The 14,568-nt window shown below is 59.6% G+C and carries 13 protein-coding genes; 11 read left to right on the forward strand and 2 right to left on the reverse strand.

The genetic code is table 11. The features are described from left to right. Nucleotides 1-17: 17 nt before the first annotated feature. The 4 genes from ssuD to ABIE16_RS19505 are packed head-to-tail and all read left to right on the forward strand — an operon-like array spanning nucleotide 18 to nucleotide 3,010. Complete coding sequence (gene ssuD, locus ABIE16_RS19490; protein ID WP_090452041.1) at nucleotides 18-1,166, forward strand: FMNH2-dependent alkanesulfonate monooxygenase; 1,149 nt, start codon at nucleotides 18-20, stop codon at nucleotides 1,164-1,166. A gap of 9 nt (nucleotides 1,167-1,175) precedes the next feature. Beyond that, entirely contained in the window at nucleotides 1,176-1,958 is a 783-nt protein-coding gene (ssuC, locus tag ABIE16_RS19495; protein ID WP_090452039.1) for an aliphatic sulfonate ABC transporter permease SsuC, read from the forward strand. After that, nucleotides 1,955-2,761, forward strand: a complete 807-nt coding sequence (gene ssuB, locus ABIE16_RS19500) for an aliphatic sulfonates ABC transporter ATP-binding protein (RefSeq protein ID WP_090452038.1) — start codon at nucleotides 1,955-1,957, stop codon at nucleotides 2,759-2,761. The genes ssuC and ssuB overlap by 4 nt, the downstream gene beginning before the upstream one ends. Before the next feature lie 33 nt (nucleotides 2,762-2,794). Next, entirely contained in the window at nucleotides 2,795-3,010 is a 216-nt protein-coding gene (locus ABIE16_RS19505) for a TOBE domain-containing protein (protein ID WP_007967989.1), read from the forward strand. A gap of 176 nt (nucleotides 3,011-3,186) precedes the next feature. On the opposite strand, the gene ABIE16_RS19510 is transcribed toward ABIE16_RS19505, so the two are convergent. Next, entirely contained in the window at nucleotides 3,187-3,825 is a 639-nt protein-coding gene (locus ABIE16_RS19510) for a TetR/AcrR family transcriptional regulator (RefSeq protein WP_429521751.1), read from the reverse strand. 279 nt (nucleotides 3,826-4,104) lie between these two features. Next, nucleotides 4,105-5,481 carry a glutamine synthetase family protein gene (locus ABIE16_RS19515; protein ID WP_053163627.1) on the reverse strand — a complete coding sequence of 459 codons (1,377 nt, stop codon included), beginning with the start codon at nucleotides 5,479-5,481 and terminating at the stop codon, nucleotides 4,105-4,107. Nucleotides 5,482-6,148: 667 nt separating this feature from the next. On the opposite strand from ABIE16_RS19515, the gene ABIE16_RS19520 reads away from it, so the two are divergent. The 7 genes from ABIE16_RS19520 to ABIE16_RS19550 all read left to right on the forward strand — a co-directional run bounded on the left by ABIE16_RS19520 (nucleotide 6,149) and on the right by ABIE16_RS19550 (nucleotide 14,537). After that, nucleotides 6,149-7,507, forward strand: coding sequence for a glutamine synthetase family protein (locus ABIE16_RS19520; protein ID WP_090452034.1), 1,359 nt, complete (start codon nucleotides 6,149-6,151; stop codon nucleotides 7,505-7,507). A 59-nt stretch (nucleotides 7,508-7,566) separates the two neighbouring features. Then, complete coding sequence (locus ABIE16_RS19525; RefSeq protein WP_102670568.1) at nucleotides 7,567-8,931, forward strand: aspartate aminotransferase family protein; 1,365 nt, start codon at nucleotides 7,567-7,569, stop codon at nucleotides 8,929-8,931. A gap of 188 nt (nucleotides 8,932-9,119) precedes the next feature. Then, nucleotides 9,120-10,232, forward strand: a complete 1,113-nt coding sequence (locus ABIE16_RS19530) for a polyamine ABC transporter substrate-binding protein (protein ID WP_057712851.1) — start codon at nucleotides 9,120-9,122, stop codon at nucleotides 10,230-10,232. Between the two features lie 188 nt (nucleotides 10,233-10,420). Continuing rightward, on the forward strand, nucleotides 10,421-11,518 hold the full coding sequence (locus ABIE16_RS19535; RefSeq protein ID WP_090452029.1) for a polyamine ABC transporter substrate-binding protein: 1,098 nt from the start codon (nucleotides 10,421-10,423) through the stop codon (nucleotides 11,516-11,518). A gap of 72 nt (nucleotides 11,519-11,590) precedes the next feature. After that, entirely contained in the window at nucleotides 11,591-12,733 is a 1,143-nt protein-coding gene (locus ABIE16_RS19540; protein ID WP_057712853.1) for an ABC transporter ATP-binding protein, read from the forward strand. Between the two features lie 35 nt (nucleotides 12,734-12,768). Continuing rightward, nucleotides 12,769-13,650, forward strand: a complete 882-nt coding sequence (locus ABIE16_RS19545; protein WP_191622238.1) for an ABC transporter permease subunit — start codon at nucleotides 12,769-12,771, stop codon at nucleotides 13,648-13,650. Beyond that, nucleotides 13,647-14,537, forward strand: coding sequence for an ABC transporter permease subunit (locus ABIE16_RS19550; RefSeq protein ID WP_057712854.1), 891 nt, complete (start codon nucleotides 13,647-13,649; stop codon nucleotides 14,535-14,537). The genes ABIE16_RS19545 and ABIE16_RS19550 overlap by 4 nt, the downstream gene beginning before the upstream one ends. Nucleotides 14,538-14,568 lie beyond the last annotated feature (31 nt).

A 14,568-nucleotide genomic window follows, 5' to 3' on the forward strand; every position in this document is an offset into this window, starting at 1 on the left:
CCCAAGGAGACCACTCCATGAGCCTCAATATTTTCTGGTTCCTGCCTACCCACGGCGACGGCCATTACCTTGGCACCGCCGAAGGCGCCCGCGCCGTTGATCACGGTTACCTGCAACAAGTCGCGCAAGCCGCTGACCGCCTGGGTTTTGGCGGGGTACTGATTCCGACCGGACGCTCCTGCGAAGACTCTTGGTTGGTGGCGGCATCGCTGATTCCTGTGACCCAGCGTTTGAAGTTTCTTGTCGCCCTGCGCCCCGGGATCATTTCCCCGACGGTGGCGGCGCGTCAGGCCGCGACCCTGGATCGACTGTCCGGCGGTCGTGCGCTGTTCAACCTGGTGACGGGCGGTGATCCGGAAGAGTTGGCGGGCGATGGTCTGTTCCTCAGCCACGAAGAACGCTATCAGGCCTCGGTGGAATTCACCCGCATCTGGCGCCGGGTACTGGAAGGTGAAACCGTCGATTACGACGGCCAGCACATCAGCGTGAAGGGCGCGAAGTTGCTGTATCCGCCGATCCAGCAGCCGCGACCGCCGCTGTACTTCGGCGGTTCCTCGGAAGCCGCGCAAGACCTGGCCGCCGAACAGGTGGAAATGGTCCTGACCTGGGGCGAGCCACCGGCCGCCGTCGCGGAAAAAATCGAACAGGTCCGAGCCAAGGCCGCCAAGCTCGGACGCACCGTGCGCTTCGGCATTCGTCTGCATGTGATCGTGCGCGAAACCAACGATGAAGCCTGGAAAGCCGCGGATCGGCTGATCTCCCATCTCGACGACGAGACCATCGCTCGTGCCCAGGCTTCGCTGGCGCGTTTCGATTCGGTCGGTCAGCAACGCATGGCCGCATTGCACGGTGGCAACCGCGACAACCTGGAGGTCAGCCCTAACCTGTGGGCCGGCGTCGGTCTGGTGCGCGGCGGTGCCGGTACGGCGCTGGTGGGCGATGGTCCGACCGTGGCCGCCCGCGTGAAGGAGTACGCGGACCTCGGCATCGATACCTTCATCTTCTCCGGTTATCCACACCTGGAAGAGTCGTACCGGGTGGCCGAGTTGCTGTTCCCGCACCTCGATGTCGAACGTCCTGAACTGCCGAAGAGCGCCGGTTACGTCAGCCCGTTCGGCGAGATGGTCGCCAACGACATTCTTCCCAAAGCCGCGTCCCAGAGCTGAGGCGCGGTCATGAAGAAAATCATCCACAGCCTGGCGCCCTGGGCGTTGCCGGTGTTGCTGCTGGCGGTATGGCAATTGAGTGTGTCGGCGGGTTGGTTGTCGACACGGATCCTGCCGGCACCCATCGCCGTCATCGAGGCCGGTGTAAGTCTGGTGCGCAGTGGCGAAATCTGGACACACCTGGCGATCAGTGGCTGGCGTGCCGCGCTGGGCTTCACCATCGGTGGTGGTATCGGTCTGACGCTCGGCTTCATCACCGGCCTGTCGAAGTGGGGCGAACGCCTGCTCGACAGTTCGGTGCAGATGATCCGCAATGTGCCGCACCTGGCGCTGATTCCACTGGTGATCCTGTGGTTCGGCATCGACGAGTCGGCGAAGATTTTCCTGGTGGCGCTGGGCACGTTGTTCCCGATCTACCTCAACACCTATCACGGCATCCGCAACGTCGACCCGGCGTTGGTGGAGATGGCGCGTAGCTATGGCCTGAGCGGTTTCAGCCTGTTCTGGCAGGTGATTCTGCCGGGGGCGCTGCCTTCGATTCTGGTCGGCGTGCGCTTCGCCCTGGGCTTCATGTGGCTGACCTTGATCGTGGCGGAAACCATTTCCGCGAGTTCCGGCATCGGCTATCTGGCCATGAACGCCCGGGAGTTCTTGCAGACCGACGTGGTGGTGCTGGCGATCCTGATGTACGCGGTGCTCGGCAAACTGGCCGACCTCGCGGCCCGTGGACTTGAGCGTGTCTGGCTGCGCTGGCACCCGGCCTATCAGGTTGCCAAGGGAGGTGCGGCATGATTGCGGAGCAACCTCCACGCCTGCTGCGCGGCATTCCGCTGGCGGTGCGCAAGCTGCAAAAAACCTTCGGCTCGCGGCAGGTGCTGCGCGAGATCGACCTGCACATTCCGGCGGGCCAGTTTGTTGCCGTGGTCGGTCGCAGCGGCTGCGGCAAAAGTACCTTGCTGCGCTTGCTCGCCGGTCTTGATCAACCAACCGGCGGTGAGTTGCTCGCCGGTGCCGCGCCATTGAGCGACGCGCGGGAAGACACGCGGCTGATGTTCCAGGAAGCGCGTTTGCTGCCCTGGAAAAAGATCATCGACAACGTCGGTCTGGGCCTCAAGGGCAACTGGCGGCCGCAAGCGCTTGCAGCTTTGGAAGCGGTGGGCCTGGCCGATCGCGCCCATGAGTGGCCGGCAGCGCTGTCCGGTGGACAGAAGCAACGCGTGGCGTTGGCCCGTGCGTTGATTCATCAGCCGCGCCTGCTGCTGCTCGACGAGCCCTTGGGTGCGCTGGATGCCCTGACCCGAATTGAAATGCAGCAACTGATTGAACGGCTCTGGCAGCAGCACGGTTTCACGGTGTTGCTGGTGACCCATGACGTCAGTGAAGCCGTGGCGATTGCCGATCGGGTGATCCTGATCGAAGACGGCGAAGTCGGCCTCGACCTGCATGTGGAACTGCCGCGCCCTCGGGTTCGTGGCTCCCATCGGCTGGCGGCACTGGAAACCGAAGTCCTCAATCGCGTGCTGGCGCTGCCCGGCCAACCGCCGGAACCGGAACCCGTTTCACCCTTGCCTACGCAATTGCGCTGGGCTCAATAACTCAAGTCTTACCCAACGACAGGAATCAACATCATGACTATCAAGGCCATCAACGTTCGCAACCAGTTCAAAGGCTCCATCAAGGAAATCGTCCTCGGCGACGTGCTGTCGGAAATCGACGTGCAGACCGCGTCCGGCATTGTCACTTCGGTGATCACCACACGCTCGGTGAAAGAGCTGGAACTGGCGGTCGGCAGCGAAGTGATCGCGTTTGTGAAATCCACCGAGGTGTCGATCGCCAAGTTGTAAGCCACATGCGTAAACAACAACCCCGAAGGGTTTGAGCCCTTCGGGGTTTTTTATGCGCGTGAATCAGTCGGCTCGGTGGTGTGGCCTTCGCGAGCAAGCCCGCTCCCACATTTGGAATGCGTTTCCCTGTGGGAGCGGGCTTGCTCGCGAAGAGGCCGGTGTGACCAATAAATATCTCAGGCTGGAACGCTGCGCTTGGGCAGATACGGCGGCAAATACAACCCCACATAAGCATCAAACACCCGCATCCCTTCCTCGGCCATGCGCGGCGTAATCTGCCCGTGCTGCTGCACCGAGCGCGCATACACCCGGTCGCCCAGCTCCATGGCCAGGGCGAACACATCGACATCACTCGGCAAGGTCGGCAGCTCGAAGTGATGGTCGAACAGCTTGTGCATCAGGTCGCCCAGTTCGATGTCGTGCTGGCGGTCGGCCTGGGTGACTTCGGTCAGGCCGTGCTGGGCCAGAATGAGTTGGCGGGCGGCGGCATCCTCTGCATAGATGTCGAGCATGCGTTGTTCCACCAGTCGCGACAGATCGCGCCAGCCATTCAAGGCGTGGTGGTCGATAGGGGCTTGCAGGCAGGCGCGGAAGGCCGCATGGACGTCGGCGGTCAAGGCTTCGAGCAACGCCGGCACGCTGGCGAAGAAGTGGTAGACCGAGGAGGGCGGAATCTCCGCGCGCTCGGCGACGCTGTAGATCGACAGGCTGGCCACGCCCTCGGCAGCCAGCAGCGTGCGGGCCGCATCGAGTATCGAATCGATCCGGGCCTGGCTGCGTGCGCGGGGTTTGCGGGGGGTGGCTACGCGTGTCATGGGAGTCTCCTGCGGGGCTGCGGGCATTGTACGCAGAGCGCGAGGATGATCCATACCCTGTGGCGAGGGGGCTTGCCCCCGTTTGAGGGCGAAGCACTCCCAAACCCGGTAATCGTGGTATGTCTGATACACATGAGGGTGCATTTTTTGGGGCTGCTGTGCAGCCCAACGGGGCGGTGCGGCGTCCCGACAAGCCCCCTCGCCACAGGAGGCGGTGTTGGCCATAAAAAAACGCCGCAGGCTGTGAGGCCGGCGGCGTTTCTTCACTACTGCAACCGCTTACACGGTATGCAGGTACCAGTTGTACTCGAGGTCGGAGATGGAGTGTTCGAACTCCTCCAGCTCGCTCTCTTTACAGGCCACGAAGATATCGATGTATTTCGGATCGATGTACTTGGCCATGACTTCGCTGTCGTCCAGCTCGCGCAGTGCATCGCGCAGGTTGTTCGGCAGGCTCTGCTCGTTCTGCTCGTAGCTGTTGCCTTCGACCGGGGCGCCAGGCTCGATTTTGTTGGTCAGGCCGTGGTGCACGCCTGCCAGGACCGAAGCCATCAGCAGGTACGGGTTGGCATCGGCGCCGGCTACACGATGTTCGATGCGCACGGCGTCGGCGGAGCCGGTCGGTACGCGAATCGCCACGGTGCGGTTATCCAGACCCCAGCACGGCGAGTTCGGCACGTAGAACTGTGCGCCGAAACGACGGTAGGAGTTGACGTTCGGGCAGAGGAAAGCCATCTGCGCCGGTAGGGTCTCGAGCACACCGCCGATCGCGTGACGCAGTGCGGCGTTCTGCTCGGGATCCTCACTGGCAAAAATGTTCTTGCCGTCTTTGTCGAGAATCGAGATGTGGACGTGCAGACCATTACCCGCCTGGCCTGGGTAAGGCTTGGCCATGAAGGTGGTGTCCATTTCATGGTCGTAGGCGATGTTCTTGATCAGGCGCTTGAGCAGGACCGCGTAGTCGCAGGCCTTGATCGGGTCAGCCACGTGGTGCAGGTTGACTTCGAACTGCGCCGGGGCACTTTCCTTGACGATGGCGTCGGCCGGAATGCCTTGCTCTTTGGCACCCTCCAGAATGTCCTGGAGGCAGTCGACGTATTCGTCGAGGTCGTCGATCAGGTAGACCTGAGTCGAGTGCGGACGTTTGCCGGAAACCGGCGAGCGCGGCGGTTGCGGACGACCGTTCACGTTCTCCTGGTCGATCAGGTAGAACTCCAGTTCGAACGCGGCGCAGATGGTCAGGCCCATTTCGTCGAACTTGCGCACCACATTGGCCAGCACTTCACGCGGGTCGGCGAAGAATGGTTCGCCTTCGAGTTCGTGCATGGTCATCAACAGTTGCGCGGTCGGGCGCTTCTGCCATGGCTCGTTGCATAGGGTATCGGGGATTGGATAGCAGATTCGGTCAGCATCGCCGATGTCCAGGCCCAGGCCGGTGCTTTCCACCGTCGAGCCATTGATATCCAGAGCAAATAGAGAGGCCGGCAGGTTGATGCCTTTCTCGTAAACCTTGTGGAGGCTGGTGCGCTCGATGCGCTTGCCGCGCACCACACCATTCATATCCGCAATCAGAAGGTCAACGTACAGAACCTCAGGATGTTCCTTAAGGAACGCGTTCGCTTCGTTAAGCTGAACGGCACGCGGGGGTACCGACATGATGCAACACCTTTGTTGTTAAAAATATCAATCATTGATCTTTTCAGATTCCAGTCAACCCGAACGGCATGCCGAAGTCAAGCGAGGCCTTTTTTGCCCTAAAAAAGCGCCCGTGTGGCTTTTTTGAGGCACTTTGGGGCGTTTTTATGCCCTTGGCCTCTATGGCGCCCGCAGGCTTGAGCGGGCCGTGTTGTATTTTTTACGGGGGTGTTGTGTAAAAAAATGAACAAGGCTAAGCTCGAATCAAACCCATAACAGCAATAATACCGGGGTGCTTCATGTCTCGCCTGCCGATAATCGGCGTCACCGACTGCTCAAGACAGGTCGGTCGGCATGCTTGTCACATCAGTGATGACACGTCCGTCCGTTCCGTGGCCCCGGCGGTTCTGGTGATCCTCCCATCCGTGACGGTTCAACCGTCCCCGTCCGATATTCTGGACGGTCGCGATGGCACCCCCATTACGGTTACTCCATTCAATATAGAACCGATTCACAATAGCGGCCTGACCATTGTTCAGGGCACCGCTCGCGATTCTGCACGCCCGGCCTCTGCAGCCGTGTTGCCAAGCACGATAATCTGCCGCGCAAACGCTCTACAACGCGACGCCGATGCGTCAAACAACGCCTGACCTCAAAAGGGTCAGACAACTCAAGCCTAGAGGCATTTATGAGTAACAACCTCGACCAGCTCACCGATTGGTTGAAAAACCACAAGATCACAGAAGTCGAATGCATGATCGCCGACTTGACCGGGATTACCCGGGGCAAGATTTCGCCGACCAACAAATTCATCGCCGAAAAAGGCATGCGCCTGCCAGAAAGCGTTCTGTTGCAGACAGTGACCGGCGACTACGTCGAAGACGACATCTATTACGAACTGCTCGACCCGGCCGACATCGACATGATCTGCCGCCCCGACCAGAGCGCGGTGTACCTGGTGCCGTGGGCCATCGAGCCGACCGCCATCGTCATCCACGATACCTACGACAAGCAAGGCAACCCGATCGAGCTGTCGCCGCGCAACGTGCTCAAGAAAGTCCTGAAACTCTATACCGACAAAGGCTGGCAGCCGATCGTGGCGCCGGAAATGGAGTTTTACCTGACCAAACGCAGTGACGACCCGGACTATCCGTTGCAGCCGCCGGTCGGCCGCTCCGGTCGCCCGGAAATCGGTCGCCAGTCGTTCTCCATTGAAGCGGCGAACGAATTCGATCCGTTGTTCGAAGACGTCTACGACTGGTGCGAATTGCAGGACCTGGACCTCGATACGCTGATCCACGAGGACGGCACCGCGCAGATGGAAATCAACTTCCGTCACGGCGATGCCCTGTCCCTGGCCGACCAGATCCTGGTGTTCAAGCGCACCATGCGCGAGGCCGCGCTCAAGCACAACGTCGCCGCGACCTTCATGGCCAAGCCGATGACCGGCGAGCCGGGCAGTGCCATGCACTTGCACCAGAGCGTCATCGACATCGAGACCGGCAAGAACATCTTCTCCAATGACGACGGGACCATGAGCCAGTTGTTCCTGCACCACATCGGTGGCTTGCAGAAACTCATTCCCGAGCTGTTGCCGCTGTTCGCACCCAACGTCAACTCGTTCCGCCGCTTCCTGCCGGATACCTCGGCGCCGGTGAACGTGGAGTGGGGCGAAGAGAACCGCACCGTGGGCCTGCGGGTGCCGGATGCGGGGCCGCAAAACCGTCGGGTGGAAAACCGCCTGCCGGGCGCCGATGCCAACCCGTACCTGGCGATTGCCGCGAGCCTGCTCTGCGGTTACATCGGCATGGTCGAAGGCCTGAACCCGAGTGCGCCGGTAGTGGGGCGTGGCTATGAACGCCGCAACCTGCGCCTGCCGCTGACCATCGAAGACGCGCTGGAACGCATGGAAAACAGCGCGACCATCGAGCGTTACCTGGGCAAAAATTTCATCACTGGCTACGTTGCGGTCAAGCGGGCCGAGCATGAAAACTTCAAGCGCGTGATCAGTTCGTGGGAAAGGGAATTCCTGCTCTTTGCCGTCTGATACGCCGGGCGCCGCCGCTGCCTGGCGGCGCCTTCACGTGATTTTTTTAGGAGATTCGTATGACCAGCAACAATCCGCAAACCCGTGAATGGCAAACCCTGAGCAATGATCACCACCTGGCTCCGTTCAGCGATTTCAAGCAGCTGAAAGAGAAAGGCCCGCGGATCATCACCAACGCCAAGGGCGTTTACCTCTGGGACAGCGAAGGCAACAAGATCCTCGATGGCATGGCCGGCCTGTGGTGTGTCGCAATTGGTTATGGTCGCGATGAACTGGCCGATGCCGCCAGCAAACAGATGCGCGAACTGCCTTACTACAACCTGTTCTTCCAGACTGCGCATCCGCCGGTACTGGAACTGGCCAAGGCTATCGCCGACATCGCGCCTGAAGGCATGAACCACGTGTTCTTCACCGGTTCCGGCTCCGAAGGCAACGACACCATGCTGCGTATGGTTCGTCACTACTGGGCGATCAAGGGCCAGCCGAACAAGAAAGTCATCATCAGCCGCAAGAACGGCTATCACGGTTCCACCGTGGCCGGCGCGAGCCTGGGCGGTATGACGTACATGCACGAACAGGGCGACTTGCCGATCCCGGGCATCGTCCACATTGCCCAGCCGTACTGGTTCGCCGAAGGCGGCGAAATGACCCCGGAAGAGTTCGGCGTGTGGGCGGCCAATCAGCTGGAAGAAAAAATTCTGGAAGTCGGCGTCGACAACGTCGGTGCCTTTATTGCCGAGCCGATCCAGGGTGCCGGTGGCGTGATCATTCCGCCAGAGACTTACTGGCCGCGCATCAAGGAAATCCTCGCCAAGTACGACATTCTGTTCGTGGCTGACGAAGTGATTTGCGGTTTCGGTCGTACCGGCGAGTGGTTCGGCAGCGATTTCTACGACCTCAAGCCAGACATGATGACCATCGCCAAGGGTTTGACCTCGGGCTACATCCCGATGGGCGGTCTGATCGTGCGTGACGAAGTGGTGGACGTGCTCAATGAGGGCGGCGACTTCAACCACGGTTTCACCTACTCCGGGCACCCGGTGGCGGCGGCTGTGGGGCTGGAAAACATCCGCATCCTGCGCGACGAAAAAATTGTCGAGCGCGTGAAGTCCGAAACGGCACCGTATTTGCAAAAGCGTCTGCGGGAACTGAACGATCACCCGCTGGTGGGTGAAGTTCGTGGGGTGGGTCTGTTGGGGGCCATCGAACTGGTCCAGGACAAGGCCACACGCAAGCGTTTCGAAGGCAAGGGCGTCGGCATGATCTGCCGTCAGTTCTGCTTCGATAACGGCCTGATCATGCGCGCCGTCGGCGACACCATGATCATCGCTCCGCCACTGGTGATTACACCGGCGGAAATCGATGAACTGGTGACCAAGGCTCGCAAGTGTCTTGACCTGACCCTGAGTGCATTGCAGGGCTAAGTGCTAGGCTCTGAGCGGAGGTTCAAAGTTCTACATATGAAGTAGGAACTTTCGCTCAGAACTGTCAGAAAGCGTGGCCGTTTCCTTGAAAGACCGATGTGGATCTTGCCAGACTAGCCGCGGTTCCAGTTGCCAGGGTTCGGTCGCTGAACAAGTGGTTCAAAAAAGAAAAATTTGGAGCATTACGCATGAAGGCACTAGGTAAAAAGCTCGCTGGCAAGACTCTACTTGCCATGTCCGTAATGGGTTTGATGGCCGGCGCGGTTCAGGCCGATGACAAAGTACTGCACGTGTACAACTGGTCCGACTACATCGCACCGGACACCGTCAAGAAGTTTGAAGACGAGTCGGGTATCAAGGTTGTCTATGACGTCTTCGACAGCAACGAAACCCTTGAAGCCAAGTTGCTGGCAGGCAAGTCCGGTTACGACATCGTTGTACCGTCGAACAACTTCCTGGCCAAGCAGATCAAGGCTGGCGTCTACCAGAAGCTGGACAAGTCCAAGCTGCCTAACTGGAAGAACCTGAACACCGACCTGCTCAAGGCCGTTTCCGTGAGCGACCCGGGTAACGAGCATGCCTTCCCGTACATGTGGGGTTCGATCGGTATCGGCTTCAACCCCGAGAAGGTCAAGGCTGTACTGGGTGCCGACGCGCCGACCAACTCCTGGGACCTGCTGTTCAAACCTGAAAACGCCGCGAAGTTGAAGGCGTGCGGTATCAGTTTCCTCGATTCGCCAACCGAGATGATTCCGGTGGCATTGCACTACCTGGGCTATCCAACCGACAGCCAGGACAAGAAACAACTGGCCGAAGCCGAAGCGCTGTTCCTGAAAATTCGTCCTTCGGTAGGTTACTTCCACTCGTCCAAGTACATCTCCGACCTGGCCAACGGCAACATCTGCGTGGCCGTGGGTTACTCGGGTGACATTTACCAGGCCAAGTCCCGCGCGGAAGAAGCCGGTGGCAAGGTGAAAGTCAGCTACAACATTCCCAAAGAAGGTGCAGGCAGCTTCTACGACATGGTCGCCATCCCTAAAGATGCCGAAAACGTCGAAGGCGCCTACAAGTTCATGACCTTCCTGCAGAAGCCGGAAATCATGGCTGAAATCACCAACGCCGTGCGTTTCCCGAACGGTAACGCGGCTGCAACTGCGTTGGTCGATAAAGACATCACCAGCGACCCGGGCGTTTACCCGCCGGCGGACGTGCTGGCCAAGCTGTACGCGATTGCCGACTTGCCGGCCGCGACCCAGCGGATCATGACCCGCAGCTGGACCAAGATCAAATCCGGTAAATAAGCCGGTTTGATGCAACAACCTGTTGTCGCCGCCCGCGCGGTGGCGGCAGCAGGTGTAATTAAATGACAGAAAGTTTTGCTGGAACGGTTTTTCGAGGGTAAGTTGCGCGCCGGTTTTGTTGCCGGGCAACCACGGTTGTCATGTAGCGCGGGGCAACTTGGGCCCAACTAATTTCAGAGGACCTCCACTTGCCTATTTTTTCTATGTTGCGCAATGCCATGCTGGTGAGTGCCGGGCTGACAGTTGCTGTCAGTGTCCAGGCCGCCGGTACCGTGCATATTTATAACTGGTCCGACTACATCGGCGAGACCACCCTGGCCGATTTCCAGAAAGAGACCGGTATCAAGCCGGTTTATGACGTCTTCGATTCCAACGAAACCCTGGAAGGTAAATTGCTGGCCGGGCGTACCGGCTACGACGTGGTCGTGCCATCGAACCACTTCCTCGGCAAGCAGATCAAGGCCGGGGCATTCCAGAAGCTCGACAAGTCGCAGTTGCCGAACTATTCGAACCTCGATCCAGTGCTGCTCAAGCGCCTGGAACAGAACGATCCGGGCAACCTGTACGCCGTGCCGTACCTGTGGGGCACCAACGGCATCGGTTACAACGTCGACAAGGTCAAGGCTGTGCTGGGCGTCGATACGATTGATTCGTGGGGCGTGCTGTTCGAGCCGCAGAACATCAAGAAGCTGCAAAGCTGTGGCGTCGCGTTCCTCGACTCCGCCGATGAAATGATGCCGACAGTGCTCAATTACATGGGCCTGAACGCTAACAGCACTGACCCCAAGGACTACGAAAAGGCCACCGCCAAGTTGCTTGCAGTGCGGCCTTACGTGACCTACTTCCATTCCTCCAAGTACATCGCGGATCTGGCCAACGGCGATATCTGCGTGGCGATCGGTTTCTCCGGCGACATCTTCCAGGCCAAGAACCGCGCCGAAGAAGCCAAGAAAGGCGTGAACATCGCCTACTCGATTCCGAAAGAGGGCGGTGCGCTCTGGTTCGACATGCTGGCGATTCCGAAGGACTCGGCCAACGTCAAGCAGGCCCACGCCTTCATCAACTATTTGCTCAAGCCTGAGGTGATTGCCCAGGTCAGCGATTACGTCGGCTATGCCAACCCTAACCCGGGGTCGGACAAACTGATGGAGCAGTCCATTCGCACCGACGAAGCGGTTTATCCACCGCAAGAGGTGCTCGACAAGACCTACGTGTCGGTCGAGTTACCGCCGAATATTCAACGTTTGATGACCCGCAGCTGGACCAAGGTCAAGTCGGGTAAATAGTTTCAAGGCTCAAACTATCCAAGGTTGGCTCACCTTGAGCGAACTGCACTCTTTTTTTCGGGAGTTTCGTAAATGGCAGTTGCCTCCGGCGCCTATAAGAAAGCCCTCGAGGGCGACCAGTCACCTAAACAGGTGCTGGTCAAAATCGACCGGGTCACGAAGAAGTTCGACGAGACGATTGCCGTGGACGATGTGTCCCTGGAAATCAAGAAAGGCGAGATTTTCGCCCTGCTCGGCGGTTCGGGATCGGGCAAATCCACTTTGCTGCGCATGCTCGCAGGTTTCGAACGGCCCACGGAGGGGCGCATTTTCCTCGATGGCGTAGACATCACTGATATGCCGCCATACGAGCGGCCGATCAACATGATGTTCCAGTCCTACGCCTTGTTCCCGCACATGACCGTGGCGCAGAACATCGCCTTCGGCCTCAAGCAGGACAAGATCCCGGCTGCTGAAGTTGACGCCCGCGTGGCCGAAATGCTCAAGCTGGTACAGATGAGCCAGTATGCCAAGCGCAAGCCACACCAACTGTCCGGCGGCCAGCGTCAGCGCGTGGCACTGGCTCGTTCCCTGGCCAAGCGTCCGAAGCTGCTGTTGCTCGACGAACCGATGGGCGCACTGGACAAGAAGCTGCGTTCGCAAATGCAGCTGGAGCTGGTGGAGATTATCGAGCGCGTCGGCGTAACCTGCGTCATGGTGACCCACGATCAGGAAGAGGCCATGACCATGGCCGAGCGTATCGCGATCATGCACCTGGGCTGGATCGCCCAGATCGGCAGCCCGATCGACATCTACGAAACCCCGACCAGTCGCCTGGTCTGCGAATTCATCGGTAACGTGAACATCTTCGAAGGCGAAGTGATCGACGACGCCGAAGGTCACGCGATCATTACCTGCAAAGACCTGGATCGTCAGATCTACGTCGGCCACGGCATCAGCACTTCGGTGCAGGACAAGTCGGTCACCTACGCGATCCGTCCGGAAAAACTGCTGGTCACCGCCGACATGCCGACCTGCCAGTACAACTGGTCCAGCGGCAAGGTGCACGACATCGCCTACCTGGGTGGGCACTCGGTGTTCTACGTCGAATTGCCAAGCGGCAAGCTGGTGCAGTCGTTCGTGGCCAACGCCGAGCGTCGCGGGCAGCGTCCGACCTGGGGTGATCAGGTCTACGTGTACTGGGAAGACGACAGCGGCGTGGTACTGCGCTCATGAACATGCGCAAATTCAAGCGTCGACTCAATCGAATAATTCCCGGTGGCCGTCAGATGGTCATCGGGGTTCCCTTCATCTGGCTGTTCCTGTTCTTCATGCTGCCGTTCTTCATCGTACTGAAGATCAGCTTCGCCGAAGCGGACGTGGCCATTCCGCCATACACCGAGATCTACAGCTACGCCGAGCAGAAGCTGCAGTTGCTGCTTAACCTGGGCAACTACGCGATGCTGGCCGGTGACGAGCTGTACATCGCCGCTTACCTCGGCTCGTTGAAGATGGCGCTTTTCAGCACCATCCTCTGCCTGCTGATCGGCTACCCGATGGCCTACGGCATCTCCGTTGCCCGCAAGGAAGTGCAAACGGTGCTGGTGCTGCTGATCATGATGCCGACCTGGACCGCGATCCTGATCCGCGTTTACGCGTGGATGGGCATCCTCAGCAATAACGGCCTGCTCAACGGGTTCCTGATGAGCATGGGCTGGATCGACGAGCCGCTGCAGATCCTCAACACCAACCTGGCGGTCTACATCGGCGTGGTTTATTCCTATCTGCCGTTCATGATCCTGCCGCTGTACGCCAACCTGGTGAAGCACGACCAGAGCCTGCTGGAAGCTGCGTCGGACCTGGGTTCGAGCACGTTCAACAGCTTCTGGAAAATCACCGTGCCGCTGTCGAAAAACGGCATCATCGCCGGCTGCATGCTGGTGTTCATCCCGGTGGTGGGTGAGTTCGTGATCCCGGAACTGCTCGGTGGTCCGGAAACCCTGATGATCGGTAAAGTGCTCTGGCAAGAGTTCTTCAACAACCGTGACTGGCCGGTGGCGTCTGCCCTGGCGGTAGTGATGCTGGCGATCCTGATTGTGCCGATCATCCTGTTCAACCGCAGTCAGGCCAAGGAAATGGAGGGTAAAGAATGAAGCGCTTCCGTTTCTCCAGCCTGATGCTGGTACTGGGTCTGTTGTTCATCTACCTGCCGATGCTGATCCTGGTCATCTACTCGTTCAACGCCTCCAAACTGGTAACGGTGTGGGGCGGCTGGTCGATCAAGTGGTACGTCGGCCTGCTCGACAACAGCCAACTGATGGGCTCGGTGGTGCGCTCGCTGGAAATCGCCTGCTACACCGCCATCGCGGCGGTGGCACTGGGTACATTGGCGGCGTTCGTCCTGACGCGCATTACGCGCTTCAAGGGCCGTACCCTGTTCGGTGGCCTGGTCACCGCGCCGCTGGTCATGCCTGAGGTGATCACCGGTCTGTCGCTGTTGCTGCTGTTCGTGGCCATGGCGCAGATGATCGGCTGGCCGCAGGAACGCGGCATCGTCACCATCTGGATCGCCCACACCACGTTCTGTGCGGCCTATGTGGCGGTGGTGGTCTCGGCACGCTTGCGTGAGCTGGACCTGTCCATCGAAGAAGCGGCCATGGACCTCGGTGCACGGCCGTGGAAGGTGTTCTTCCTGATCACCATCCCGATGATCGCGCCATCGCTGGCAGCGGGCGGCATGATGTCGTTCGCCCTGTCGCTGGATGACCTGGTGCTTGCGAGCTTCGTGTCCGGCCCGGGCTCCACGACCCTGCCGATGGAAGTGTTCTCGGCGGTCCGTCTGGGGGTCAAGCCCGAGATCAACGCCGTGGCCAGCCTGATCCTGCTGGCGGTGTCCATCGTGACCTTCCTGGTCTGGTTCTTCAGCCGTCGCGCCGAAGAAAGCCGTCGTCGTGCGATCCAGCAGGCGATCGAAGAAGCGGCAGCCGACTCGTGGAAGCAACCGGACGTGCGTCGCGCGCAGGCGCCGGAAGCGGCTTGAGCCTGACGTCGGGTTGACCACGGTTTTGTGG

Origin of the sequence: Pseudomonas sp. 2725, from assembly GCF_050434585.1 — a bacterium.
GTDB classification, from domain to species: Bacteria; Pseudomonadota; Gammaproteobacteria; order Pseudomonadales; family Pseudomonadaceae; genus Aquipseudomonas; species Aquipseudomonas jessenii.

Excerpts from the sequence above, each read along its gene's own strand:
- ssuD (WP_090452041.1), top strand. The coding sequence starts at position 18 with ATGAGCCTCAATATTTTCTGGTTCCTGCCTACCCACGGCGACGGCCAT.
- ssuC (WP_090452039.1), top strand. The coding sequence starts at position 1,176 with ATGAAGAAAATCATCCACAGCCTGGCGCCCTGGGCGTTGCCGGTGTTG.
- ssuB (WP_090452038.1), top strand. The coding sequence starts at position 1,955 with ATGATTGCGGAGCAACCTCCACGCCTGCTGCGCGGCATTCCGCTGGCG.
- ABIE16_RS19505 (WP_007967989.1), top strand. The coding sequence starts at position 2,795 with ATGACTATCAAGGCCATCAACGTTCGCAACCAGTTCAAAGGCTCCATC.
- ABIE16_RS19510 (WP_429521751.1), bottom strand. The coding sequence starts at position 3,825 with ATGACACGCGTAGCCACCCCCCGCAAACCCCGCGCACGCAGCCAGGCC.
- ABIE16_RS19515 (WP_053163627.1), bottom strand. The coding sequence starts at position 5,481 with ATGTCGGTACCCCCGCGTGCCGTTCAGCTTAACGAAGCGAACGCGTTC.
- ABIE16_RS19520 (WP_090452034.1), top strand. The coding sequence starts at position 6,149 with ATGAGTAACAACCTCGACCAGCTCACCGATTGGTTGAAAAACCACAAG.
- ABIE16_RS19525 (WP_102670568.1), top strand. The coding sequence starts at position 7,567 with ATGACCAGCAACAATCCGCAAACCCGTGAATGGCAAACCCTGAGCAAT.
- ABIE16_RS19530 (WP_057712851.1), top strand. The coding sequence starts at position 9,120 with ATGAAGGCACTAGGTAAAAAGCTCGCTGGCAAGACTCTACTTGCCATG.
- ABIE16_RS19540 (WP_057712853.1), top strand. The coding sequence starts at position 11,591 with ATGGCAGTTGCCTCCGGCGCCTATAAGAAAGCCCTCGAGGGCGACCAG.
- ABIE16_RS19550 (WP_057712854.1), top strand. The coding sequence starts at position 13,647 with ATGAAGCGCTTCCGTTTCTCCAGCCTGATGCTGGTACTGGGTCTGTTG.